This window comes from Nonomuraea sp. ATR24 (assembly GCF_041950485.1).
GTDB lineage: Bacteria > Actinomycetota > Actinomycetes > Streptosporangiales > Streptosporangiaceae > Nonomuraea > Nonomuraea ceibae.
On sequence record NZ_JBGNUU010000015.1, the window covers coordinates 19,035 to 42,094 of the forward strand.

At 73.4% G+C, this 23,060-nt stretch carries 19 protein-coding genes; 11 read left to right on the forward strand and 8 right to left on the reverse strand.

The genetic code is table 11. The features are described 5' to 3' along the window. Positions 1 to 16 precede the first annotated feature (16 nt). On the forward strand, positions 17 to 724 hold the full coding sequence (locus ACBI99_RS30980) for a response regulator transcription factor (protein ID WP_219517439.1): 708 nt from the start codon (positions 17 to 19) through the stop codon (positions 722 to 724). On the opposite strand, the gene ACBI99_RS30985 is transcribed toward ACBI99_RS30980, so the two are convergent. The 4 genes from ACBI99_RS30985 to ACBI99_RS31000 all read right to left on the reverse strand — a co-directional run bounded on the left by ACBI99_RS30985 (position 684) and on the right by ACBI99_RS31000 (position 4,176). After that, positions 684 to 2,072: an NAD(P)/FAD-dependent oxidoreductase gene (locus tag ACBI99_RS30985; RefSeq protein WP_375074116.1), complete on the reverse strand. Its 1,389-nt coding sequence runs from the start codon at positions 2,070 to 2,072 to the stop codon at positions 684 to 686. The genes ACBI99_RS30980 and ACBI99_RS30985 overlap by 41 nt on opposite strands. Continuing rightward, positions 2,069 to 2,353, reverse strand: coding sequence for a PqqD family protein (locus ACBI99_RS30990; protein WP_219517442.1), 285 nt, complete (start codon positions 2,351 to 2,353; stop codon positions 2,069 to 2,071). The genes ACBI99_RS30985 and ACBI99_RS30990 overlap by 4 nt, the downstream gene beginning before the upstream one ends. A gap of 12 nt (positions 2,354 to 2,365) precedes the next feature. After that, the gene (gene stsB, locus ACBI99_RS30995; protein WP_375074117.1) at positions 2,366 to 3,811 is read right to left on the reverse strand and encodes a StsB family radical SAM/SPASM domain sactipeptide maturase; all 1,446 of its coding nucleotides are present in this window, start codon (positions 3,809 to 3,811) and stop codon (positions 2,366 to 2,368) included. A 95-nt stretch (positions 3,812 to 3,906) separates the two neighbouring features. Next, the gene (locus ACBI99_RS31000) at positions 3,907 to 4,176 is read right to left on the reverse strand and encodes a StsA-related sactipeptide RiPP (protein WP_219517446.1); all 270 of its coding nucleotides are present in this window, start codon (positions 4,174 to 4,176) and stop codon (positions 3,907 to 3,909) included. 213 nt (positions 4,177 to 4,389) lie between these two features. Here ACBI99_RS31000 and ACBI99_RS31005 point away from each other — a divergent pair, with 213 nt between their 5' ends. The 5 genes from ACBI99_RS31005 to ACBI99_RS31025 all read left to right on the forward strand — a co-directional run bounded on the left by ACBI99_RS31005 (position 4,390) and on the right by ACBI99_RS31025 (position 11,988). After that, positions 4,390 to 4,590: an aroma-sacti cluster domain-containing protein gene (locus tag ACBI99_RS31005; protein WP_219517448.1), complete on the forward strand. Its 201-nt coding sequence runs from the start codon at positions 4,390 to 4,392 to the stop codon at positions 4,588 to 4,590. Continuing rightward, positions 4,587 to 7,679, forward strand: coding sequence for an AAA family ATPase (locus ACBI99_RS31010; RefSeq protein ID WP_375074118.1), 3,093 nt, complete (start codon positions 4,587 to 4,589; stop codon positions 7,677 to 7,679). Before ACBI99_RS31005 ends, ACBI99_RS31010 begins: the two co-directional genes overlap by 4 nt. Beyond that, the gene (locus tag ACBI99_RS31015; protein WP_375074119.1) at positions 7,676 to 8,551 is read left to right on the forward strand and encodes a S8 family serine peptidase; all 876 of its coding nucleotides are present in this window, start codon (positions 7,676 to 7,678) and stop codon (positions 8,549 to 8,551) included. The genes ACBI99_RS31010 and ACBI99_RS31015 overlap by 4 nt, the downstream gene beginning before the upstream one ends. Next, complete coding sequence (locus ACBI99_RS31020; RefSeq protein ID WP_219514664.1) at positions 8,541 to 9,143, forward strand: GAF domain-containing protein; 603 nt, start codon at positions 8,541 to 8,543, stop codon at positions 9,141 to 9,143. Before ACBI99_RS31015 ends, ACBI99_RS31020 begins: the two co-directional genes overlap by 11 nt. 208 nt (positions 9,144 to 9,351) lie before the next feature. After that, the gene (locus ACBI99_RS31025) at positions 9,352 to 11,988 is read left to right on the forward strand and encodes a LuxR family transcriptional regulator (RefSeq protein ID WP_219514666.1); all 2,637 of its coding nucleotides are present in this window, start codon (positions 9,352 to 9,354) and stop codon (positions 11,986 to 11,988) included. 8 nt (positions 11,989 to 11,996) lie between these two features. On the opposite strand, the gene dop is transcribed toward ACBI99_RS31025, so the two are convergent. Then, positions 11,997 to 13,511: a depupylase/deamidase Dop gene (gene dop, locus ACBI99_RS31030; RefSeq protein ID WP_246646523.1), complete on the reverse strand. Its 1,515-nt coding sequence runs from the start codon at positions 13,509 to 13,511 to the stop codon at positions 11,997 to 11,999. Between the two features lie 85 nt (positions 13,512 to 13,596). Then, the gene (locus ACBI99_RS31035) at positions 13,597 to 14,721 is read right to left on the reverse strand and encodes an acyltransferase (RefSeq protein ID WP_219514673.1); all 1,125 of its coding nucleotides are present in this window, start codon (positions 14,719 to 14,721) and stop codon (positions 13,597 to 13,599) included. Positions 14,722 to 14,860: 139 nt separating this feature from the next. On the opposite strand from ACBI99_RS31035, the gene ACBI99_RS31040 reads away from it, so the two are divergent. From ACBI99_RS31040 to ACBI99_RS31060, 5 genes are all read left to right on the forward strand, one after another. Next, entirely contained in the window at positions 14,861 to 15,730 is an 870-nt protein-coding gene (locus tag ACBI99_RS31040; RefSeq protein WP_246646524.1) for an ABC transporter substrate-binding protein, read from the forward strand. Beyond that, the gene (locus ACBI99_RS31045; protein WP_219514681.1) at positions 15,727 to 16,566 is read left to right on the forward strand and encodes an amino acid ABC transporter permease; all 840 of its coding nucleotides are present in this window, start codon (positions 15,727 to 15,729) and stop codon (positions 16,564 to 16,566) included. Before ACBI99_RS31040 ends, ACBI99_RS31045 begins: the two co-directional genes overlap by 4 nt. Beyond that, on the forward strand, positions 16,563 to 17,324 hold the full coding sequence (locus ACBI99_RS31050) for an amino acid ABC transporter ATP-binding protein (RefSeq protein ID WP_281427413.1): 762 nt from the start codon (positions 16,563 to 16,565) through the stop codon (positions 17,322 to 17,324). The genes ACBI99_RS31045 and ACBI99_RS31050 overlap by 4 nt, the downstream gene beginning before the upstream one ends. Continuing rightward, positions 17,321 to 18,949, forward strand: coding sequence for an amidohydrolase family protein (locus tag ACBI99_RS31055; protein WP_219514683.1), 1,629 nt, complete (start codon positions 17,321 to 17,323; stop codon positions 18,947 to 18,949). Before ACBI99_RS31050 ends, ACBI99_RS31055 begins: the two co-directional genes overlap by 4 nt. Positions 18,950 to 19,251: 302 nt before the next feature. Then, positions 19,252 to 20,220 carry a serine hydrolase gene (locus ACBI99_RS31060; protein ID WP_375074120.1) on the forward strand — a complete coding sequence of 323 codons (969 nt, stop codon included), beginning with the start codon at positions 19,252 to 19,254 and terminating at the stop codon, positions 20,218 to 20,220. A gap of 53 nt (positions 20,221 to 20,273) precedes the next feature. On the opposite strand, the gene ACBI99_RS31065 is transcribed toward ACBI99_RS31060, so the two are convergent. Continuing rightward, positions 20,274 to 21,188, reverse strand: a complete 915-nt coding sequence (locus ACBI99_RS31065) for a LysR family transcriptional regulator (RefSeq protein WP_357586807.1) — start codon at positions 21,186 to 21,188, stop codon at positions 20,274 to 20,276. A 62-nt stretch (positions 21,189 to 21,250) separates the two neighbouring features. After that, positions 21,251 to 23,014 carry a proteasome ATPase gene (arc, locus tag ACBI99_RS31070; protein ID WP_219514687.1) on the reverse strand — a complete coding sequence of 588 codons (1,764 nt, stop codon included), beginning with the start codon at positions 23,012 to 23,014 and terminating at the stop codon, positions 21,251 to 21,253. Between the last annotated feature and the right edge of the window lie 46 nt (positions 23,015 to 23,060).

A 23,060-nucleotide genomic window follows, 5' to 3' on the forward strand; every position in this document is an offset into this window, starting at 1 on the left:
GTCAGGTGGCACACCGGTGGACGTGAGGCAGGCGGGCGAGACGGCGCCCGCGCTGCGGGTCGTCGTGGGCGAGCCCGACCGGGCGGTGCGCGCCAGGCTCAGGAGCGTGCTGCACGTGGGCAACGGCATCCGCGTCCTGGGCGAGAGCGGCGACCCCGACCGGCTGTGCGAGCAGGCGGCCCGTTTCCAGCCCCGGGTGGCGGTGGTGAACGCGGCGCTGCGCCAGCCCGACGGCCAGGAGTCGGCGCTGGCCATGGCCGCCCAGGCGAGGAAGCGGACCCGGGTGGTGGTGGTCTCGGACGTGCTGGACGAGCAGCTCCTCGGGCGGGCGCTGCGCGGCGGCGCGGGCGGGTTCGTGCACCGCGAGTCGCTGCTGGAGGAGATCGTGCCCGCGATCCGGCTGGTCGCCGCCGGGCACACGTTCATCTCCAGCTCGATGGTCACCCGGCTGCGCGACCGCATCTCCGCCGTCATCCCGCGAGCCGACCGGCGGCCGGCGGCGCTGACCCGCCGCGAGGCCGAGGTGCTGGCCCTCGTCGCGGCCGGCCTGTCGAACGCGGGCATCGCGGGCCGGCTCGGCATCGGCACTGGAACGGTCCGCTCGCACCTGGCGCGCATCCTGGCCAAGCTGTCGGCGGCCAACCGGGCGCACGCGGTGGGCATCGCCTACGAGTCGGGGGTCATCACCGGCGAATCGGTTCACCGCCTGCTCGGGCGTGGGTAGCCCACCAGGCGTGCAGGGCCGGGTGCTGGGCGACGGCCTCCTCCGTGGTGAGCAGTGGCTCCGGCTCGCCGGTCAGCGCCCGCGCCACCGCCGCGCCGTCCTGGGCGGGCGGCGGGAGGAGCGCCTGGGCGCGGAAGAACCCGGCGGCCAGCTCGGGGCTGCTCAGCAGGGCCCGCGACCTGCGGGCGAGGATCTCCCGCTGGAACGCGCTCGCCTCCCGCGCCCCGTCGTCGCGTGGCCGGTCCTGGGCGAGCGCGAGCCGCCAGGACGTCTCCGCCTGCGCCGCCACGGCGCTCTGCACCGCCGGGAAGGCGTCCGGGTCGGCGCCGTGGCGGGCCAGCTCGGCCGCCAGCCGCAGCGCGCCCAGCGCGGCGACCGACATGCCGTGCGAGTGGACGGGGTTGAGCGCGCACACCGCGTCGCCGATCGCGAGGAAGCCGCCGGGCAGCGCGGCCCGCTCGAAGAACCTCCTGCGGTTGGCGGTGTCGCGGTACGGGCGGACGCCGCCCAGCGGGGTGGCGGCCGCCATGAGGTCGGCGACGAGCGGGTCGCGCAGCGCGCGGGCGAAGGCGGTGAAGCCCCCCTCGTCCACCGGCGGCTCGCCGCCCCGGGTGCCGGTGAGGGTGACGATCCAGCGGCCGTCCTCGACCGGGAACAGGGTCGCGCCCTGGCCGGGCCGTCCCGGCGCCGGGCGCGGGTGCAGCATGACGGCGGGCATGCCTTCGGCCAGCCCGTCCGGGGCCCGGTAGTGGCGGGTGGAGTACGCCAGCCCGGAGGAGACCGTGACCTCCTCGACGGCCGGCGCGCCGATCGCCCGGAGCCAGCCGGGCGCCTTCGACCTGCGGCCCGTCGCGTCCACGACGAGCGCGGCGGTGATCGTCCGCGTCCCGCCGCCCGCGGTCTCGACGACGGCGCCGGTGACGCGCCGCCGGTCGCCCGCCAGGCCGAGCGCCCGCGTGCCGGTCAGGACGGTGACGCCGGGCAGCGCCCGCTCGCGCACCACCTGGTCGAGCAGCCCGCGCCCGCACGACAGGAGGCAGGCGCCGGTGTCGAGCCGCCGGAACCAGCCCTGCGCGGCGAGCACCAGGGCGTCGCCGGGCAGGCCGCGCCGCTGCGCGCCGCGCGCCAGCAGCTCCGCCACCGTGCCGGGCAGCAGCTCGTCCAGCGCCCGGGCGCCGCCGCTCACCAGCACGTGGCTGTGCCGTGACTGCGGCAGCCCGCGCCTCGGCAGCGGGCCGGACGGGTAGTGGTCGCCCTCGACCAGCAGCACCTCGCCGGCGTGCCGGGCGAGCACGGCGGCGGCCAGCACACCGGCCAGGCCGCCGCCGAGGACGAGCGCCCGCGTCATGAAAGCGCCGGGCGCTCTTCGATCAGCCCCTGCTCGATCATGGTGCCGAGGAACGCCTGCACGTCCTTCACGATGCGGACGCTCACGGCGACGCTGCCTCCGGAGAACTGCTGGGACAGCTCCGAGACGATCGCCTCGCGTTCACCCTTGTCGGCGACGAGCGTCCAGATCCGCGAAGCCGTCTCGTTCAAGCTGTGGAAGTCCCCGGACTCGGTGTGGTACAGCGAGATGCCTCCGGCGGTCTCCTGCCATATCACAGCGTCGCTGATCTGGAGTGACACACTCCACCTCCTCTAAACGGGCGTGATGGGAAGCAGTTCGCCGACGCGGACGGCGCCGGGCGAGGGTCGTACGTAGGTCTTCCAGTCGTCGAAGACCGGGTGCACGGCGTCGCTCGCCACCAGGCGCGGCGTCGTCATCTCGGGGTCGCGGGCCAGCTCGGCCGGCTTGATCCCCGACTCCAGCCACAGCTGGGTGGCGATGCCGTGCCGCAGGATCCGGCACTGGTGGCGGCTGTTGCGCCGCAGGTCGCCCGATTCGGACATGTGGGCGGCCCGGCAGCCTCCGCCGCAGGACGCCTTGATGTAGCACTTCTCGCAGTCGGCGTGGTAGTCGCCGCCGTACACCGAGCTCGTCCGCATGTCGTACAGCAGCGGGGCGCCGAAGATCTCCGACAGCGACTGGCGGCGCACGTTGCCCGCCAGGTGGCCCGGTTCGGTGACGAGCTTGCACGGGTAGACGTCGCCCAGCGAGTTGATGTAGATCTCGTTGCCGCCCATCCCGCAGTTGCCGCGCACGGCGCACCGCTGGAGCGGCTTGGGCCCGTCCGGCAGGAGCCGTCCGGCCGCGGGCGAGGTCCAGGTGATGCGCTGGATGCGCAGGTGGTCCTCCCACCCGAACTCGAACTCGTCGTCGACGCCCCGGCCCAGGTTGTTGTGGTACATCAGCCGGATGTCGCGGACCTCGATGCCCTCCATGAAGGTGGCGAAGTCCTCGAGCTGGTCGACGTTGTCGGAGGTGACCAGGTGGTTGATGAGGGGCACCACGCCGGCGTCGTTGAGCATCCGCAGCGCCCGGTGGGTCTTGTCGAACGAGCCCGCGCCCCGGGTGCGGTCGTGCGTCTCGGCCGTGGCGCCGTCGACGCTCACCGTGACGGTGCCGAACAGGTCCGCGAAGCGCCGGGCGATCCCCGGGGTCCGGATCATCGTGGCGTTCGTGATGATGTTCGAGGTCAGGCCGCTGTCGTTGGCGTGCTGGACGATCTGGAACAGGTCCTTGCGCAGCATCGGCTCGCCACCGGTGAAGATCATGGTGGAGGCGCCGAACTCGGCCACCTGGGTGACCAGCGCCAGCGACTCCTCGGTGGTGAGCTCGCCCGGCAGGCACTTCTCCGAGGAGGCGTAGCAGTACGGGCAGCGCAGGTTGCAGCCGTCGGTGATGGCGTAGTAGACCTGGCTGAGCCGCGGCTCCGACATCGTGACCCGAGGCCGGTTCCCGTTGTAGTAGACGATCCAGCTCAGGATGAGCTTGGCGAGGAGCCGGTCGGTCTCCTCGGTCTCCTCCAGCCGTCCGCCCGGACGGGCCAGGGCCCGCAGGACGCCGAACTCCCGCGCGTCCAGGACGCACCGGCCACCCGACAGCGGATTGATGACCAGGTAGTCCCCATCGTGCACGAAGTAGGTCAGGTCTTCCGGTACGTCGAACAGCGAGTGGTTCCGGGCCAGCTTCCCAGACATCATTCCCCTTCACGCTCTCAGCGGCAGGTGCGGCCCCGGGCCAGGCCCGGCGGCCTGCGGCCCGGAGCCGCGTACGCGACAGCCGGCGTCGGCCGCGCCTAGTTCGCCACGGCCCCGGACCCGGAGCCGGACCAGGCCCCGCACATGCACTTGGCGTCGGCCTCGATCGAGTGGACCTCGACCTCCGGCCTGGCCCACTGCTCGCCCGACAGAACCTCGGGCAGCGTGGCCGGGATCTTGTCCTTGAGCGAGATGAGCAGGTCGGTTTCTTCCTTGGTCAAGGTGGCGAACGCCTCCTCGACCTCAGCGGCGATCGGGTCGTTGATGATCCCGGCCTCGCGCAGAGCTTCCTTCGGATCGAAGGCCATGCCCTCACCTCTCCGTGTTGGTGATGCGTTGCAGGTCGAGTATGAGCCGGTCACGAGAGGGTGGCACAACCCCACAAACGTGGGCTCTACCGGCGGTGACCTGGACCGGCGAGACCCCACGATCGTGGGGTTCCCGATCTCTTGCGATCGGCGGTGTCCCGTTTCAGCCTGGGTGTCAGGGCGCGGTCGTTCGGCGGACGAGGGGAAGAGCTGATGAGCGGTACCGGATCGGGTGTGTTCGACGCGCTCTCGCTCCTGCGGGCGGCCGGCCATCCCATCGACCTGCTCGACGAGCGGCAGCGGCGGGTGTTCGCCGAGCTCACCGAGCCGGAGGTCGCGCTGCTGAACTCGATCAAGAAGCGTCTGGACGAGGTCGCCGGCGAGGTCGAAGGACAGGAGCTCAAGCTCGTATGAGCGCACGGGGGCCGCGGCCTGCGCGCCGCAACGTCGTGGTCCTGTTCATCGACATGGTCGGGTCGACGGAGCTGGCCGAGCGCCTGGACCCGGAGCTGCTCATGCGGGTCCTGGACCGCTACTACGCCGCCTGCCGGGCGCGGATCACCGAGCACGGCGGCGTCGTGGAGAAGTACATCGGTGACGCGATCATGGCGGTGTTCGGCGTGCCGGTGAGCCGGGAGGACGACGCGCTGCGGGCGGTGCTGGCGGCGCGCGACTCGATGGCCGAGGTGCACCGGCTGGGCGCCGAGCTGAGCGCCGAGCTGGGCACGGGTGCGGGTTCGGTGGCCGCCGCGCGGGAGGGGGTGCGGCTGGACGCGCACTGCGGGGTCGCGTTCGGCGAGGTGATGGTGGCCGACGGCGCGGGGCCGGGCGTGCGGGTGATCGGCGACCCGGTCAACACGGCGGCCCGTCTGCAGTCGGCCGCGGCGCCCGGGGAGATCCTCGTCGGGGACGACGTCGCCCACCTGGTACGGCGGCACGCCCTGCTGGAGGAGGTTCCGCCGCTCAGCCTCAAGGGCAAGCGGGAGCCGGTGCGCGCCTGGCGGCTGGCCGGGGTGGAGCCCGACCGGGACGAGCCGGAGCCCGGCGCGGTGCCGCTGGCCGGCCGGGCCGAGGAGCTGCGCGGGCTCACGCTGCTGCACGAACGCGTGCTGGCCGACCGGCGGTGCGGCATGGCGACCGTGCTCGGCGCGCCCGGCATCGGCAAGTCGCGGCTGGTCAGGGAGTTCCTGGACCGGCTGCCCGACGGCGTGAGCGTGCTGACCGGCCGGTGCCCCTCCTACGGCATCGGCGCCACCTACCGGCCGATCGCGGAGATGCTGGAGGCGCTGAACGGCGGCTGGCCGGCCGTCGCCGCGATGCTCGGCCCGCAGAGCGCGCGGGTGCTGCGCGGGCTGGCGGGCACCGGGGAGCCCGGCGAGCTCGACACCGCCGGGGTGGCGGAGATCGCGCGGGCGGTGCGGTCGCTGTTCGAGGTGCTGGCCCGGCGCGGCCCGCTCGTGGTGGTGCTGGACAACCTGCAGTGGGCCGAGCCGACGCTGCTCGACCTGATCGAGGACTGCGCGGCGTGGCTGGCCCGGGTGCCGGTCCTGCTCGTCTGCGTGGCCCGGCCGGAGCTGTGCCGGACGCGGCCCGCGTGGGGGGCGGGCGTGGTGCGCGCCCTGTCGCTGGAGCTCGGCCCGCTGGGCCGGCCGGACATGGCCCGGCTGGTCGCCGAGCTCGCCGCCCTGCGCGCCGGCCGCGCCGAGGTGGTCGCCCACGACACGGCGGTCGCCGTACATGACGACGTCCTCGACCGGGTGACGTACGGCTCGGACGGCAACCCGCTGTTCGCCGAGCTGATGCTGGAGACGCTGGCCGAGGGCGGCTCCTCGCTGCCGCCCACCATCCAGGCGCTGCTCGGCGCCCGGCTGGACCGGCTGGACGAGGCCGACCGCGACGTGCTGGAACGGGCCGCGACCATCGGCCAGGCGTTCACCGAGGAGCTGGTGGCGGAGCTGCTCGGCGCCGGGCCCGACGCGGTGCGGGCGTCGCTGCGGCGGCTGCGCGACGACCGGCTGATCCGGCCCGGCGCGCTCCCGGGCGCGTACGAGTTCACGCAGACGCTCACCCGGGAGACCGTCTACGCGCTGACCAGCAAGCACGCGCGGGCGGACTGGCACCGGAAGCTGGCCGTCCGGGCGGGCGGCCACACGGGCGGCCACACGGGCGGCACCCCGGAGGACGCGCCCTTCCCCGGCCCCGGCCAGGCGGACGTCAGCCTGCACCTGCTGGCCGCCTGCCGGCTCACCCGCGAGGTGCGGCCGGGCGACCCGCTGCTGCCCGAGCTGACCGACCGGGCCGCCGGCTCGCTCATCAGGGACGGCTCCCGGGCGCTGCGCCGCAAGGACCTGCCGGCGGCGATCGCGCTGCTGGAACGCGGCCGGGAGATGCTGCCGCCGGGCCGGGACGAGCACCGGTCGCTGGCCGTCCGCATCAGCGACGCCCGGCTGGCCAGGGGCGAGGGCGACCGGGCCGCCGAGGCGCTGGACCGCGCCGGGGAGCTCGCTCCCGACGACCCGCGCACCGCGCTCACCTGCGCGATCCAGCGCGAGATCCTCGCCCTGCGCGCCGGCGCCCGCGGGCCCCGGCTGCCGCCGCTGCGCGAACGGCTGGCGCTCGACCCCGGCGACGAGCTGAGCTGGTGCCGCTTCCACCAGCTCGAAGCCCTGGCCCGCATCGAGGAAGGCCGGTTCGGCGCGGCGGACCGGGCGCTGCGCGACGGGCTCGGCCGGGCGCGGGCGATGGGTGACACGTACGAGGAGGACCGGCTGCTGGGCGGGCTGTGCGAGCTGGTGCAGTGGTCGCCGGCGCCGGTCCCGGAGGGGCTGGCGCTCTGCGCCGGCCTGCTGGACCGCTTCGCCGGCGACCGCGCACTGCTGGTCCCGGTGCTCGCCACCCGGGCGCGGCTGCTCGCGCTCGCCGGCGAGCTGGAGGCCGCCCGCGAGGCGCTCGACACGGCCGACCGGCACGCCGCCGACCTGCACCTGGGGCTGCCCGCGCTCGCGGTCGCGCAGGTGCGGGGGCTGGCCGAGTCGCTGGCCGGCGACCACGAGAGCGCCGGGGACCGGTTCCGCCGGGTCGCCGCCGCGCTGCGCGCCGCCGGTCACGGGGCGCCCGCCGCCACCCTGGAGGTCTACGCGGCGCGCGAGGCCCTGCGGGCGGGGGACGCTGATCGGGCCGCCGCCGAGCTGGCGCGGCTTGCGGACGGCGGCGGCCCCCGGCAGCTGCGCGGCGAGGTGAGCGCCGCCGCGACCCGGGCGCTGATCGCGGCGCTCGGCGGCGCCCACGAGGAGGCGGCCCGCGCCGCCGCCCGCGCGCGGGCGCTGCTCGGCTCTACCGACGACCCCTGCCTGCGCGGCGACGTCCTGGCCGACCTCGCCAGGGCCGACCGGGCCGCCGGGCGCGACCCGGCCGCCGCCGCCCGCGCGGCGATCGAGGCGTACCTCACGAAAGGAGCGAGCTTGCCCGCCCGCAGGATCCGCGACTGGTGGGAGGAGCCATGACCATGACGCCGCCCTGGCGCAGGGACCGGCCCGCCCAGTTCCCCGGGGTGCCCGCGTGGGGCCTGTCCACCCGGCGGCAGTCCCCCGAGCCCTTCGACGTCAGCCCGCTGTCGGGGGTGAGCAAGGAGTGGGCGTGGGGCGGGTCCGACGGCTCGGGTGTACGGGTGTGCGTGCTGGACACCGGCGTGGCCGCCGACCATCCGAGGATCGGCGGGCTGGAGCGGTCGCTGCACGTCGTCGGCGGGGACGACGGCAGGCCGGTCGTGGCCGAGTGCGAACCCGCCGACCCGGCCGGGCACGGCACCGCCTGCGCCGGGGTGATCCGGTCGATCGCCCCCGGCGTGTCGCTCACCTCGGTGCGGGTGCTCACCGACGGGAAGACCGGCTCCGGCGACGCGCTCGTGGCCGGGCTGAGCTGGGCCATCGAGGAGGGCTTCGACCTGGTCAACCTCAGCCTGTCGACGACCAGGTCCGGCTTCCGCGAGTCGCTGCACGAGCTGGCCGACCGCGCCTACTTCCGGCGCTGCCTGCTCGTGGCCGCCGCGCACAACATGCCCGTGCTCAGCTACCCGTGGACGTTCTCCTCGGTGGTCTCGGTGGCCAGCCACGACCTGCCCGACCCGATGACGTACTACTACAACCCGGCGCCGCCCGCGGAGTTCCACGCGCGCGGCGTCAAGGTGCCCGTCGCGTGGCCGGGCGGCCGGGAGATCCGCAGCACCGGCAACAGCTTCGCGGCCCCGCACATCACCGGCATCTGCGCGCTCATCCTGGGCAAGCATCCGTGGCTGACGCCGTTCCAGCTCAAGACCGTGCTCTATCTGGCAGCCGACAACACCCTGACTCACAGCGGAGAGGCCCATGTCTCCTGACGACATCGACGGCACCGAGCGCCGGCTGCTGCAGTCGGTCGTTGAAGTGGCCCGGCACATGTTCGGCGCCGCCGCCGCCTCCATCTTCCTGGTGGAGCCGGAGACCGGCGACCTGATCTTCGAGGCGGTGTCGGGCGAGGGCGAGAAGGAGCTGGTCGGCAGCCGGTTCCCGGCCGGGACGGGGATCGCCGGCTGGGTGGCGGCGAGCGGGCAGCCGATGGTCGCGGACGACGTGGCGGAGGTCGCGCCGTTCGCCCGCGACGCCGCCGAGTCCACCGGGTACGTGCCGCGCACGATCATGGCGGCGCCGCTGATCCGCTTCGAGGAGTGCGTCGGCGTCCTGGAGGTGCTGGACCGCACGGCCTCGCGCAGCGAGCTGGACGACATGGAGTTGCTCGGGCTGTTCGCCACCCAGGCGGCCTGCGCCCTGGAGCTGCTGCTGCGCATCCGGGCCGGGCGGCGCGCCGAGCCGCCGGCCGATCCGCGCGACCTGCTGCGCCGGATCGGCGAGCGCCTGTCGGCGTCCTCGCGGCCGCCCGACGCGACGGCGGTGCGCCTGCTGGCGCTCGCCGACGACCTGCTGGGGCCGTGACGGCCGGGCCGCGGCGCCGTCACCAGGCGGTGTGACGGCGGGTCTCTTTCCACATACGAGAGCGATCTTTACGTCCACTAAGAGCTATGTCACGATCACTCCGTTTTGCCGTTTGTTCTCAGGGAAGGCGGAAGTGATCACTCCCCCACCGGCACCCCCACCCTCCCGGCCCCTTGCTTCCTGGCACGACTCACTCTGAAAGGACGACATGGGAGCCAGCCGTCCGCACGACGCACTCCCCAGGAACGCATGGCCGTTCGTCGGACGCGCCACCGCGCTGCGCACCACCACGGAGGCGGCGGCGCGGGCGGAGGTGCGCGGCGTGGTGGTCGTGGGGCCGCCGGGGGCCGGCCGGACCCGGCTGGCCGCGGAGGCGCTCGCCCGGCTGGCCTCGGCGGGACATCCGGTGGCCTGGGCCGGCGCCACCGCCGCCGCCGCGGCGATCCCGCTGGGCGCGCTGCTCCACCTCGCGCCGCTGAGCGACTGCGCGGCACACGGCACCCGGGTGGTCTTCGACCGGATCGTGGAGCGTTTCAGCGCCCCCGCCGCCGAGCGCCCGGTGCTCGTCGTGGACGACGCCCACCTGCTCGACAGCGTCTCGGCCGCGCTCGTCCACCGGCTCGCCCTGCACACGCGCGCCTTCGTGCTGCTCACCGCCCGGCAGGGGCAGCCCGCGCCCGACGTGGTGACCGCGCTGTGGAAGGAACGGCTGGCCCGGCGCGTCGAGCTGCGCCCGCTCGCCGACCACGACGTCGACACGCTGCTCGAACGCGCGCTCGGCGGGCCGCTGGACGCCGTCACCCGGCGCACGCTGCGCCGCCTGTCGGCCGGGAACCCGCTGGTGCTGCGCGAGCTGGTGCAGTCCGGGCTGGAGGGCGCGGTGCTGCACCGCGTCGACGGCCTGTGGCACCTGGGCGAGCAGGTGCGGGTCACGGGGCGGCTCGGCGACCTCCTGGAGGCGCAGATGCAGGTCGGCGACCCGGCCGTGCTGGGCGTGCTGGAGACCCTGGCCTGCCAGGAGCCGCTCGGCCAGCGGGTGCTCGAACGCCTGGCCGGGCCCGCCGCGGTCGCGCAGGCCGAACGGCAGGGGCTGGTCACGGTAGAGCTCTGCGGGGCGCGGCAGCGCACCCGGCTCACGATCCCCGCCTACGGCGAGGTGTTGCGCGCCCGCATGCCGCGCGCCCAGGCCCGGGCGATCTGGGGGCGGCTCGCCCGGGAGCTGGCCGCGTTACCGGGCCGCCGCGAGGACGACGCGCTCGACCTGGCCGTCGCGCGGCTCAACGCCGGTCTCGGCACGTCGGCGCGCGAGCTGCTGCACGCCGCGCAGCGCACCGCGGGACGGCTGGAGCTGAAGGCCGCAGAACGGCTGGCCACCGCCTCGCTGGACGCCGGGGGCGGCGTGGACGCGGCCCTCACGCTGGCCGAGGTCCTGTGCCACCAGGGACGCCACGCCGACGCCGCGGGCCTGCTCCCGGCGGCCGAGCAGTGCCGCGACGCCGAACGCGCCGGACGCCGGGCGATCCTCCGCGAGAAGATCGGCTACTGGCGCCGCCAGGTCACGCCGGACCCGCAGGACCCGGGCGGCGAGCGGGCCGCGGAGGCGGTGCGGGCCTGGACGATGCTGCTCGACGGGCACGTCAGGCGCTCCCTGGCGGCCGGGACGGCGCTGCTCGGGCCGGCCGACCCGCTGCCCGCCGAGGCGGCGGTGCGCGCCGCCACGGCCGTCCAGCTCGCGGCGGGGCTCATGGGCGACACCCACCGGGCCGAGGCCGCGTACGCCCGCGGCGTGGCGGTCACCTCGGCGGGCCGGGCGGTGTCGCCGTGGGCGCGGGCCCAGGTGGGCGCCGCCCGCTGCCTGGCGCTGCTGCTGGGAGGCGCGCTCACCACCGCCGCCGAGGACGTGGAGACGGGCTACCGGGAGGCCGTCGAGGGCCAGCTGACCGCGCCGGTCGTCGGCGTGTGGGCGGTCGTGCGCGGCTTCGTGGCCAAGGCGCAGGGCCGGGTGGCGCCGGCCCAGCAGGCGCTGCGCGAGGCCGTCGTGCTGCTCGGCGAGCACGACCCGCTGCGGCTGCGCGGCGTCTACCTGGCCGAGCTGGCGGGCGCGTACGCGATGGCGGGTGACACGGTGCAGGCCGACGCCTGGCTCAGCCGGATGGACGGCTGTCCCCCGCCGCCGGGGGCGCTGTTCGACCCGTGGATCGAGCGCAACCGGGCGTGGGCCGCCGCCGCCGCGCTCGACCTGCTGGGCGCCGCGAACCACGCGATGCAGGCGGCCAAGGCGGCGCGGGAGGCCGAGTCGCCGATGGTCGAGGCGCTGGCGCTGTTCGACGCGGCGCGCTTCGGCGAGGCCAGGGAGGTGTCGGCCCGGCTGCACCGGATCGCCGGGGAGACGGCGGCGCCCGCGGCGGCGGCGTTCGCGCGGGCGTCCACCGCGCTGGCCACCGACGACGCCCGGCAGCTGACGGCGGCGGCCGAGACGCTGTATCACACGGGCCACCTGCTGCACGCGGCCGAGGCGGCGGCGACGGCGCACCGGCTGCACGCCAGGGCGGGGCGGCGCACGGCGGCCAAGACCGCGCTCGCCTTCGCCAGGGAGCGGCTCGCCGAGTGCGGGGCCGTGCGGACGCCGCTGACGGACCTGACGGGCAGCGAGGCGTCGCTGACGCCCCGGGAGCTCCAGGTCGCCAAGCTGGTCACCGCCGGGCTGCCGGCCCGCGAGGTCGCCGGCCGGCTCGGCCTGTCGCTGCGGACCGTCAACAACCACCTGGGCCGGGTGTACGCCAAGCTCGGCGTCTCCGGACGGCACGGGCTCGCGCAGGTGCTGGGCAGCGGCCCGGAAGGCTGAGCCCGCGGTCACTCGCCGCCGGTGAGGGCGGCGACCAGGTCGGCGGCGGTGCGGCAGCGGTCGAACAGCTCGCCGACGTGCTGCTTGGTGCCCCGCAGCGGCTCCAGCGTGGGAACACGCTGGAGGGACTCGCGGCCCGGGATGTCGAAGATGACCGAGTCCCAGGAGGCCGCGGCCACGGAGTCGCTGTACTGGCGCAGGCAGCGGCCCCGGAAGTAGGCGCGGGTGTCGGTCGGCGGGTTCTCGACGGCGCGCTCGACCTCGTCCTCGGTGATGAGGCGCTGCATGCGGCCGCGCGCCACGAGGCGGTTGTAGAGGCCGCGGTCGGGGCGGATGTCGGAGTACTGCAGGTCGACGAGCTGCAGGCGGGGGTGCGACCAGGCGAGGCCGTCGCGGCTGCGGTAGCCCTCCAGCAGCTCCAGCTTGGCGACCCAGTCGAGCTCCTTGGACAGCTGCATCGGGTCCTCGGCGAGGCGGGTGAGCACCGACTCCCAGCGGTCGAGGACGTCCTTGTTCATCTCGTCCTGGGCGGTGCCGCGCTCCTCGACGTACTTGCGGGCCTGCTCCAGGTATTCCATCTGGAGCTGGACGGCGGTGAGCTTGCGGCCGTCGCGCATGGGGATCTCGTAGCGGCAGCTCGGGTCGTGGGAGACGGCGCGCAGGGACTGCACGGGGTTCTCCACGGCGAGGTCGCGGCTGAGGAAGCCCTCCTCGATCATGGCGAGGACGAGCGCCGTCGACCCCAGCTTCAGGTAGGTGGAGATTTCCGACATGTTGGCGTCGCCGATGATGACGTGCAGCCGCCGGTACTTCTCCGGGTCGGCGTGCGGCTCGTCGCGGGTGTTGATGATCGGCCGCTTGAGCGTCGTCTCCAGGCCCACCTCGACCTCGAAGAAGTCGGCGCGCTGGCTGATCTGGAAGCCCTCGCCGCGTGAGTCCTGGCCGATGCCGACCTTGCCGGCGCCGACGACGACCTGCCGCGAGACGAAGAACGGCGTCAGGTGGCGGACGATGTCGGCGAACGGGGTGGCCCGGCGCATCAGGTAGTTCTCGTGGCAGCCGTAGCTGGCGCCCTTGGCGTCGGTGTTGTTCTTGTAGAGCTGGATGGGGGCGTTGGCGGGGATCGCGCCGGCCCGCTGGGCGGCGTCGTACATCACCCGCTCGCCCGCCTTGTCCCAGATGACCGCGGCGCGGGGGTTGGTGCACTCCGGCGTGGAGTATTCGGGGTGCGCGTGGTCGACGTAGAGCCGGGCGCCGTTGGTCAGGATGACGTTGGCCAGCCCGAGGTCCTCGTCGGTGAGCTGGGTGGGGTCGGCGACCTCGCGGGCGAGGTCGAAGCCCCTGGCGTCGCGCAGGGGGTTCTCCTCTTCGAAGTCCCAGCGCGCTCTGCGTGCCCTGGCCGCCGAGGCCGCCAGGTAGGCGTTCACGACCTGGGAGGAGGTCACCATCGCGTTGGCGCCTGGCTGACCGGGTACGGAGATGCCGTACTCGGTCTCGATGCCCATCACCCGACGCACCGTCATGCGCACCCTCTGTTCGTCCGGATCTGTCTATCCGCCGTTTATATGCCCGAGCCTATGCCCTTCACAGTGCCCCGGGGTCACAGAGTTATGGCACCGACGCCTTTTCAACCTGTACGGCGGGAGTTGTTGTGCTTTGTGGAGTTCTGCGGGGCTTGAGTAGCCGCTGGATGGGCCGTTCGGCAAAGAGGTAGATCGCGTACGACAGCGCGACGGCCGCCAGCGTGGTCACCGCGACCACCGCGAGCGGGGGCAGATCCCCGACGAGCAGGGGGATCAGGGCCGCCGCGACCACGGAGTGGAACAGGTAAAGCGGGTAGGTGGTCGCCCCGAGCGCGGTCAGCGCCGGGCGCGCCCGCACCCGCATGAGCCCGAGCGCGACCAGCGACATGACGACGAAGATCAGCGTGACCGTGATGATCACGCTGACGTCGCTGACGGGCATGTTCCTGAACCCGGCGAGCTCGATCCGGCCGTGCACGCGTTCGAGCGCGGCGTGCAGCGACATCCCGTACGACCCGGCCACGTAGAGCCAGGGAAGCCAGGCGCTGCCGTGCTTGTGGATGAGATAGAGCGACATGCCGGCGATGAAGTAGGGCGCGTACCGCGGCATGACGATCTCGTTGAGCAGCGGGTTCCCCAGCAGCTCGGCGCCCAGCGCGGCCACCAGCCAGACGCCCGAGAAGGCCAGCACGCGGCCGTACGTGACGCCCGCGATCACCAGGATCGAGATGAGCAGGTAGAAGCGGAGCTCTGCCCACAGCGACCAGTAGACGCCCGTCGCGTCCGTGACCTTGAACAGCCGCTGGAACATGGTGGCGTTCACCAGGTAGTCGCCTGGCGAAAGTTTTGGGTTGAGCGGCTTGGCGGCGGTCAGCCCGTAGAAGGCCGCCACGGCGATCAGGCTGAGCCAGTACGCCGGGTAGAGCCGCACCAGCCGGGAGCGGGCGAACGCGCCGAGCCCCCGCCCCCACACGCTCATCAGGATGACGAATCCGCTGATGACGAAGAACAGCTCCACGCCGAGGATGCCCAGCCCGGCGATCGGGGCGACGGCGGGGAAGAGCTCGGCCGGCCGGTCACCCCAGACCGAGGCGTAGGCGATCAGGTAGTGGAAGGCCAGCACGGCGAGGGCGGCGATGAACCGCAGGAGGTCGAGCTCGGCCAGCCGGCCGTCCCCGCGAGCATGCTTCGGCCGGTTCGCTTGACGCACGGCCCTTAGACGTCACAACGATCACTTTGGTTCCGTTCCTTCGCTTCTGTCACAACAAGCATCGAAATTTTCGTGGCTGAGAGCCGTAAGCCGTCACGGTCGTTGGGGCCGGGGTGTGCCGCTCGTCACCATGTCGGCCATGCGAAATCACCTGGTCATCGCAGTGGCGGCGGTCGCCCTGCTGAGCGCGGGCTGCGGCCGGTCCACCTCCGGCGCGGCGGCGCCCTCCGTACCCCCCACCACCGGCAAGAGCGCGAAGGATCTCGTCCCCGAGGACGTCCGCAAGACGGGCGTGCTGCGGGTCGCCACGGCGGAGGGCTATCCGCCGATGGAGATGTACAAGCCCGGCACCCAGGAGCTGACGGGCGTCGACATCGACCTGGCCAAGGCCATCGGCGAGCAGCTCGGGCTCAAGACCCAGGTGACGAACGCGGCCTTCGACGGCCTCATCCCCGGCCTCCAGGCCGGCCGGTGGGACCTGGCCATGTCCTCCATGAGCGACACCGAGCAGCGGCGCCAGGCGGTCGACTTCGTCGACTACTTCCAGGCCGGCGGCTCGATCCTGGTGAAGAAGGGCAACCCCGAAGGCATCAAGACCCTCGCCGACCTGTGCGGCAAGAAGGTCGTCCTGGCCAAGGGCAGCTCCAACCTCGACATCGGCATGCGCCAGAACGACAAGTGCGACAAGAAGATGGAGATCCTGCAGAGCGAGGACGCGCCGACCGGCCTGCTGACGATCGACTCCGGCCGCACCGTCGCCACCATCGTCGACTCCCCCGTCGGCCACATGTACGCCAAGGACACCGGCAGGTACGAGGTCCTGTCCGAGCAGTACGACGCCGGGCCGTGGGGCATCGCGGTGGACAAGAAGGACACCGCCCTGCGTGACGCCGTCGCCAAGGGCCTTCAGGAGCTGATGGACAGCGGCGGCTACAAGGCCATCCTCGACACCTACGGCGTGGCCGCCAACGGCCTGCCCAAGGTGACGATCAACACGGGCGCGTCGTGACGGAACTGCCGATCGACGCGGTGCGCCCGCCCCGGCCCGGCAGGGTGGTCGCCGCCGCCCTGGCCGGGCTGGCGCTGGCCTGGCTCGCGTACACGATCATCGTCAACGAGAACCTGCACTGGGACGTGATCGTCGCGTTCCTGTTCGACCCCAGGATCCTGAGCGGCCTGCTCGTCACGATCGCGCTCACCGTGCTGTCGATGGTGATCGGCGTCGCGCTCGGCGTGATCGCGGCGGTGATGCAGCTGTCGGACAGCCCGGTGCTGCGCGGCGCCGCCGGCCTCTACACGTGGTTCTTCCGGGGCACGCCGCTGCTGGTGCAGCTGATCTTCTGGTTCAACGTCGGCCTGGTGTTCCCGGTGATCGGCATCGGGGTGCCGTTCGGCGGGCCGATGCTCGTCGAGTGGCAGGCGAACGTGCTCATCACCCCGTTCATCGCGGCCGCGCTCGGCCTGACGATCAACGAGGGCGCCTACATGGCGGAGATCGTCCGGGCCGGCATCCGGTCCGTCGACCCCGGCCAGCGGGAGGCGGCCGAGGCGCTGGGCATGTCCCACCGGCAGATCCTGCGCCGCGTGGTGCTGCCCCAGGCGATGCGGGTGATCATCCCGCCGACGGGCAACCAGTTCATCTCGATGCTCAAGACGACGTCGATGGTGTCGGTGATCGCGGGCGCCGAGCTGCTGACCGTGGCGCAGCGGATCTACCTGGGCAACTTCGAGGTGATCGCGCTGCTGGTCGTGGCGTCGGTGTGGTACCTGGTGCTGACCACCGTCGCGAGCGTGGGCCAGCACTTCCTGGAGAAGAGGTTCAGCCGCGGGGAGGCCGGACGATGAGTGTCATGGTGAGCGTGCGCTCGGTGCGCAAACGGTTCGGGTCGCTGGAGGTGCTCAAGGGCGTCAGCCTCGACGTGCCCGAGGGCGGCGTGGTCTGCGTCGTCGGGCCGTCCGGGTCCGGCAAGTCGACGCTGCTGCGGTGCGTGAACCGGCTGGAGACGATCGACTCGGGCCGCATCTGGGTGGACGGCGAGCTCATGGGCTTCCGCGAGGTGGGCGGGAAGCTGCACCTGCTCAAGCCGGCCGAGCTGTGCCGGCAGCGGCGCAAGATCGGCATGGTGTTCCAGCGCTTCCACCTGTTCCCGCACATGACGGCCCTGGAGAACGTGATGGAGGGGCCGTGCACCGTGCAGGGCGTCTCCCGGCAGCGGGCCCGCGAGCAGGCGGGCGCGCTGCTGGAACGCGTCGGCCTGTCCGACCGGGCCCACCACTACCCCGCCCAGCTCTCGGGCGGCCAGCAGCAGCGGGTCGCGATCGCGCGCAGCCTGGCGATGGAGCCGAAGGTGATGCTGTTCGACGAGCCGACCAGCGCGCTCGACCCCGAGCTGGTGCAGGAGGTGCTCGGCGTCATGCGGGACCTGGCCACGAGCGGGATCACCATGGTGGTGGTCACGCACGAGATGGGGTTCGCCAGGGAGGCGGGCGACCATCTGGTGTTCATGGACGACGGGATGATCGTCGAGGAGGGGCCGCCACGCGACGTGCTGTCCGACCCCCAGCACGAGCGCACCCGCGCGTTCCTGGGGCAGGTGCTGTGAACGCCGACCTGCTGATCGCCGGCGGCCTGCTGGCCGACGGCACCGGCGCCCCGGCGCGCCGCGCGGACGTCGCCGTGACGGGCGGGCGGATCACCGTGCTCGAACGCGGCGCCGCCGCCGGTCCCGGCGCGACCGGCGGGCCCGGGGGCGTGGACGCCGCCGGGCGCGTGGACGCGGCCGAGGTCGTGGACGCGGCCGGGCTGGTGGTCGCGCCCGGGTTCATCGACGTGCACACCCACTCCGACGCCGTCACGCTGCTGGGCGAGGAGGCGTGGGAGCTGGCGGTCGCGCCCGTGCGGATGGGCGTGACGACGGAGATCTGCGGCAACTGCGGGTCCGGGCTGTTCCCGGGGCTGCCGGAGCGGCTGCCGGAGATGCGGGCGTCGAGCCGGGTCACCTTCGGCGGACGAGTCCCGATTTTTCCGGACTTCGAGGGGTTTGCGGAGGCGCATCGGGCCGCCCCCCGCTCCAACCACCTCAGCTCCCTCGTCGGCCACGGCACCCTGCGCGCGGGCGTGCTCGGCTACGAGGACCGCCCCGCCTCCCCGCGCGAGCTGGACGTCATGCGCGGCCTGCTCGACGACGCCCTCGCCGCGGGAGCCACCGGTCTGTCGACCGGCCTCATCTACACCCCCGGCACCTACGGCGGCACCGACGAGGTGGTCGCCCTGGCCGCCGTCGCCGCCCGCCACGGCCGCCCGTACGTCACCCACCTGCGCGACGAGATGGCCCGCGTGGAGGAGGCGCTGGAGGAGGCCGTCGAGATCGCCCGCCGCAGCGGCGCGGCCCTGCACGTCTCCCACCACAAGACCGCCGGCCGCCACGCCTGGGGCAGGACCGTCCGCACCCTGGCGCGGATCGCCGAGCTGCGCGAGCAGGGCCTGGACGTCACCTGCGACGTCTACCCCTACACCGAGGCGAGCACCTCCCTGGCGGCCATGCTGCCGCCGTGGGCCAACGACGGCGGCACCCGCGCGCTGCTCACCCGCCTGGCCGACCCCGGCCAGCGCGACCTGATGCGCCGCGCGATCGCCGACGGCGTGCCCGGCTGGGAGAACACCGTCGGCAACGGCGGCTGGGACCGCATCTCCGTCGCCTGCGCCCCCCGCAACCCGGCCGTCGAGGGCCGCACCATCGCCGACCTCGGCGGCGACCCCGTCGACGTGGCCGCCGACCTGCTGCTGTCGGAGGACGGCGAGGTCACCATCATCAGCCACTCCATGCGCGAGGACGACGTCCAGCGGGTGCTGGCGAGCCCGTTCACCATGATCGGCTCCGACGGGGTGCCCAAACCCGGCCACCCCCACCCGCGCCTGGCCGGCACCTTCCCCCGCGTCCTCGGCCGGTACGTGCGCGAGCAGGGGCTGGTGACGCTGGAGGAGGCGGTGCACAAGATGACCGGGATGGCCGCGGCCCGCTTCGGGCTGCGCGACCGCGGCGTCGTGCGCGACGGGGCGCACGCCGACCTCGTGCTGTTCGACCCCGCCACGATCGCCGACGGCGCCACGTACACCGACCCGCTGCTGCCCCCCACCGGCCTGCGCCTCGTCGTCACCGCCGGCCAGGTGGCGGTCCGCGACAACACGGTCACCCCCGCCCGCCCAGGAAGGATCGTGACCCCATGACCCCCACCGACCCTGAGGCCCCCGCCGACGCCGGGCGCTCTTCAGAAGCCGGGCAAGCGGGCGAAGCCACGCCCCCTGCCGGTTCCGGGCGACCCGGCGACACCGCGCGCCGCGGCGACGCCCTGAGGCTCGCCGATGCCACGCGCCCCTTTGATGCGCCGCCGTCCGGGGACGCGCCCCTGTCCGGAGGTGCGCCACCGTCCGGAGGTGCGCCACCATCCGGGGGTGCACCACCGCCCGGAGGCGCGCCGCCGTCCGGGGGTGGGCTTCTGGCCGGCAGGGTCGCGCGGGAGGTTGCGGGGTTGTTGCGGGAGGTCGCCGCGGTGGTGGAGGCCGAGGCTCAGGCGGGTGACGGCTCGGCAGCGGTCGGCGGGGCGCTGGAGCGGATCGCGGCGGCGTGCCCCGGCACGCTGGCCGTGGCCGTGCGGCCGGCCGCGCTCGCGCCGCCCGGTGTGCCGTTCGGGCCCGCCCCCGAGGGGAGCAGGCCGCCGGCGTCCGGCGGCGAGGTTCCGGAGGGGGACGGTCAGCCGGCCGCCCGCGCCGCGCTGCCGGACGACGGGCCCGGTCCTGAGGCGTACGGGCAGGCGTACCGGGAGCTGTCGCTGAACGAGGATGTGGAGCTGCCGCTGGCCAGCGTCGGGAAGCTGCTCCTGCTGGCCGAGGTTGCGATGAGCGTCGACGGCGGCATCCTGGACCCGGACGAGCCGGTGCGGGTGCACGACGACGACTACTGCGGCGGGTCGGGCCTGCTGCTGGGCCTGTCGGCGCGTACGTGGACGGTCGGCGACCTGGCCCTGATGACGGCGGCGGTGAGCGACAACACGGCGACGAACGCGCTGCTGCGCCGCATCGGCCTGGACCGGGTGAACGCGGCCGGCGCGGCGCTCGGGCTGACCCGGACGCGGCTGCTGGACCGGATCAGGGAGCCGCGCGGCCCGGAGCATCCGGCGACGTTCGCGATCGGCACGGCCGGGGAGCTGGCGGGGCTGGCGGCGCTGGTGGCGGGCCCGGCCGGGTGGCAGGTGCTGATGCGCGAGTGGATGCTGGCCAACACCGACCACGGCCTGGTCCCGGCGCTGCTGGGACATGATCCGGAGGGCGGCAGGGTCGCCTGCAAGACGGGCACGGACGACGGCATCCGTACGGACGTGGGGCTCATGGGCCCGCTCGCCTACGCGGTCCTCGCCGGCGGCCCGCCGGGCTCGGACCAGGACCTGGTGCGGGCGGTCCGCCTCACGGGCGTCCTGATCGCCGCCGCCGCGACCCGGTAGGGAAGCCTGCGGTACGGGCGCGCCCCCGAGAAACAGGGGGCCGCCCGGGGCCGTCAGCTCGGCAGGGAGTTGCGGAGCTGGGCGGCGGCGGTGCGGAGGTAGGCGGTGAAGGACTTGGCCGCCGGGTTGGGGTTGGTGGCGCGCCGGGCGACGCCGATGCGGCGGTGCAGCTGGGGCGTCTGAAGGCGGCGGATCTGGACGCCGGTGACGCCGTGCAGGCCGAGGCTGGGCACGAGGGCGACGCCGAGCCCGGCCCGGACGAGGCCGATCGTGACCTCGTAGTGGTCGCTGCGGCAGCGGATCTGCGGGGTGAAGCCTTCGAGGGCGCCGGCCCGTTCGAGGATGGAGACGGGGTGGTCGGCGCCGAACGTGGTGATCCACGGCTCGTCGGCGAGGTCGGCGAGGCGGATGCGCGGCCGGCGGGCGGCGGGGTGGCCGTTGGGGACGACGAGGAGCTGCGGCTCGTCGAGCAGCGGCAGCACTTCGATGCCTTCGGGGCACTCCCACGGGTCGAGCGCGTGCTCGAAGACGACGAGGATGTCGAGGGCGCCGCGTTCGAGGTCGGTCAGGAGCTCGAACGGCTGCCCTTCGACGAGGTCTAGCGTGACGGCCGGGTAGCGGCTGGCGAAGCGCGACAGGGCGAGCGGCACGAGGCGGTAGCCGGCGGAGGCGAAGAAGCCGATGCGCAGCGCCCCGGCGTCGACGCGGGCCTGGGCGCGCAGGTCCTTCTCGGCGGCTTCGAGGATGTCGACGACTTCCTGGGCGCGGTGGGCGAGGCGGCGGCCGGCGTCGGTGAGGCGCAGGCTCTGCGCGTTGCGTTCGACGAGGCCGACGCCCGCTTCGTCCTCCAGGCGGGCGAGCTGGTGGGAGACGGCGGAGGGCGACAGTTTCAGCTCGCGGGCGGCGGCGGCGATGCTGCCGGCGCGGAACACCTCGAGGAGGACGCGGAGGCGGTTGCTGCTGAGCACCCTCCCACGATAGGAGCCGCCGACCAGCGCTTTCGACGCGGCCGGCGGCTCCTCTCGGGGTCTTACAGGTATTGGCCGGTGTTGGCGACGGTGTCGATGGACCGGCCGGCTTCGGCGCCCTGCTTGCCGGAGACGAGCGTGCGGATGTAGACGATCCGCTCGCCCTTCTTGCCGGAGATGCGGGCCCAGTCGTCGGGGTTGGTGGTGTTGGGCAGGTCCTCGTTCTCGGAGAACTCGTCCACGCAGGCCGCGAGCAGGTGCTGCACCCGCAGGCCCTTCTGGCCGCTTTCGAGGAACTGCTTGATGGCCATCTTCTTGCCCCGGTCGACGATGTTCTGGATCATCGCGCCGGAGTTGAAGTCCTTGAAGTAGAGGACTTCCTTGTCGCCGTTGGCGTAGGTCACCTCGAGGAAGCGGTTCTCCTCGCTCTCGGTGTACATGCGCTCGACGACGCTCTGGATCATGCCGTGGATGGTGGCCTCGCGCGACTGCCCGTGCTCGGCGAGGTCGTCCGGGTGGAGGGGAAGGTCGGCGATCAGGTACTTGGAGAAGATGTCCTTGGCGGCCTCGGCGTCCGGCCGCTCGATCTTGATCTTGACGTCCAGGCGGCCGGGCCGCAGGATCGCCGGGTCGATCATGTCCTCGCGGTTGGAGGCGCCGATGACGATGACGTTCTCCAGGCCCTCGACGCCGTCGATCTCCGACAGCAGCTGGGGGACGATGGTGTTCTCGACGTCGGACGAGACGCCGGAGCCACGGGTGCGGAAGATCGAGTCCATCTCGTCGAAGAACACGATCACCGGGGTGCCCTCGGAGGCCTTCTCACGCGCACGCTGGAAGACCAGGCGGATGTGCCGCTCGGTCTCGCCGACGTACTTGTTGAGCAGCTCCGGGCCCTTGATGTTGAGGAAGAAGCTCTTGCCGGACTGGCCGGTCTTCTCCGCGACCTGCTTGGCCAGGGAGTTGGCGACGGCCTTGGCGATGAGCGTCTTGCCGCAGCCGGGCGGGCCGTAGAGCAGGACGCCCTTGGGCGGGCGGAGCTTGTGCTCACGGAACAGGTCGGCGTGCAGATAGGGCAGCTCGATGGCGTCCCTGATCTGCTCGATCTGCCGCATGAGGCCGCCGATCTCCTCGTAGGAGATGTCGGGCACCTCTTCCAGCACGAGCTCTTCGACTTCGGACTTGGGGATGCGCTCGTAGACGTAACCCGAGCGCGGCTCCAGGAGCAGCGAGTCCCCGGCCCTGATGGGCTGGCCGACGAGCGACTCGGCGAGCCGCACGACCCGCTCCTCGTCGGCGTGCGAGATGACCAGGGCGCGCTTGCCCTCGTCGAGGAGCTCCTTGAGCATCACGATCTCGCCGACCTCTTCGTAGCCGAGTGCTTCGACCACGTTGAGCGCCTCGTTGAGCATGACCTCCTGGCCACGCCGCAGCGAGTCGACGTCGACGGCGGGGCTGACGTTCACCCGCAGCTTGCGGCCGCCGGTGAACACCTCGATCGTGCCGTCTTCCCGGGCCTCCAGGAAGGTGCCGAACCCGGATGGCGGCTGCGCCAGCCGGTCGACCTCCTCCTTGAGGGCGACGATCTGATCCCTGGCCTCCTTGAGCGTTGCCACCAGGCGCTCGTTCTGGCCGGTCACGGCCGCGAGGTTAGCCTGCGCTTCGTGGAGACGCTCTTCGAGGACTCTGGCCTGACGGGGTGACTCGGCAAGCTTCCGCCTCAGCGCGGTGATCTCCTCCTGGAGGAAGGAGACCTGTGTTGAAAGATCAGCGACCTCCCGTTCGCGCTGCGCGGCTCGAGCCTCAGCATCATCGCGAGCTGCCACGCCCCGTCACCTCCTTCCCAGTCGAGGGCGACTACTTAGGACCTTA

Excerpts from the sequence above, each read along its gene's own strand:
- ACBI99_RS31000 (WP_219517446.1), bottom strand. The coding sequence starts at position 4,176 with ATGGCCTTCGATCCGAAGGAAGCTCTGCGCGAGGCCGGGATCATCAAC.
- ACBI99_RS31025 (WP_219514666.1), top strand. The coding sequence starts at position 9,352 with ATGGGAGCCAGCCGTCCGCACGACGCACTCCCCAGGAACGCATGGCCG.
- ACBI99_RS31005 (WP_219517448.1), top strand. The coding sequence starts at position 4,390 with ATGAGCGGTACCGGATCGGGTGTGTTCGACGCGCTCTCGCTCCTGCGG.
- ACBI99_RS31010 (WP_375074118.1), top strand. The coding sequence starts at position 4,587 with ATGAGCGCACGGGGGCCGCGGCCTGCGCGCCGCAACGTCGTGGTCCTG.
- stsB (WP_375074117.1), bottom strand. The coding sequence starts at position 3,811 with ATGATGTCTGGGAAGCTGGCCCGGAACCACTCGCTGTTCGACGTACCG.
- ACBI99_RS31015 (WP_375074119.1), top strand. The coding sequence starts at position 7,676 with ATGACCATGACGCCGCCCTGGCGCAGGGACCGGCCCGCCCAGTTCCCC.
- dop (WP_246646523.1), bottom strand. The coding sequence starts at position 13,511 with ATGACGGTGCGTCGGGTGATGGGCATCGAGACCGAGTACGGCATCTCC.
- ACBI99_RS31040 (WP_246646524.1), top strand. The coding sequence starts at position 14,861 with ATGCGAAATCACCTGGTCATCGCAGTGGCGGCGGTCGCCCTGCTGAGC.
- ACBI99_RS31050 (WP_281427413.1), top strand. The coding sequence starts at position 16,563 with ATGAGTGTCATGGTGAGCGTGCGCTCGGTGCGCAAACGGTTCGGGTCG.
- ACBI99_RS31020 (WP_219514664.1), top strand. The coding sequence starts at position 8,541 with ATGTCTCCTGACGACATCGACGGCACCGAGCGCCGGCTGCTGCAGTCG.
- ACBI99_RS30985 (WP_375074116.1), bottom strand. The coding sequence starts at position 2,072 with ATGACGCGGGCGCTCGTCCTCGGCGGCGGCCTGGCCGGTGTGCTGGCC.